The following is a 303-nucleotide window of genomic DNA, read 5'->3' as shown; positions in this document are numbered from 1 at the left end:
GTCGTGGGCCGCCACCCGAACGGCTCGTGCGCCAACCGCCGCACCACCGAGTCCCGCGGCGCGCCCTCGCACCGCACCGCCGGCACCACCGGTCCGGCTCCAGTACCCGGCACGCCAGGACCACCCGGTCCGGCTCCACGCGTTGCCCGACCACCTCCAGGCCGAGCTCGTCCAGGCCGGCGAACGTGGTCAGGTCAGGGGCAGCGAAGGTAGCGTCAAGCACGTCGAGGTCTTCCAGATGAGCGGCGTAGGAACCTTCATCCTCGGGAGACCTCGACCTCTACCCGGACACCGACGCGCCGA

The 303-nt window shown here is 71.9% G+C and carries 1 pseudogene; it reads right to left on the bottom strand.

The window, feature by feature from the left end:
- A pseudogene (locus tag N869_RS17175) lies at window positions 1-223 on the bottom strand (ISL3 family transposase); the annotation flags it as partial.
- Between the last annotated feature and the right edge of the window lie 80 nt (window positions 224-303).

The organism is Cellulomonas bogoriensis 69B4 = DSM 16987 (assembly GCF_000767165.1).
Classification (GTDB): Bacteria; Actinomycetota; Actinomycetes; order Actinomycetales; family Cellulomonadaceae; genus Actinotalea; species Actinotalea bogoriensis.
This window is presented reverse-complemented; position numbering and strand designations above follow the sequence as displayed.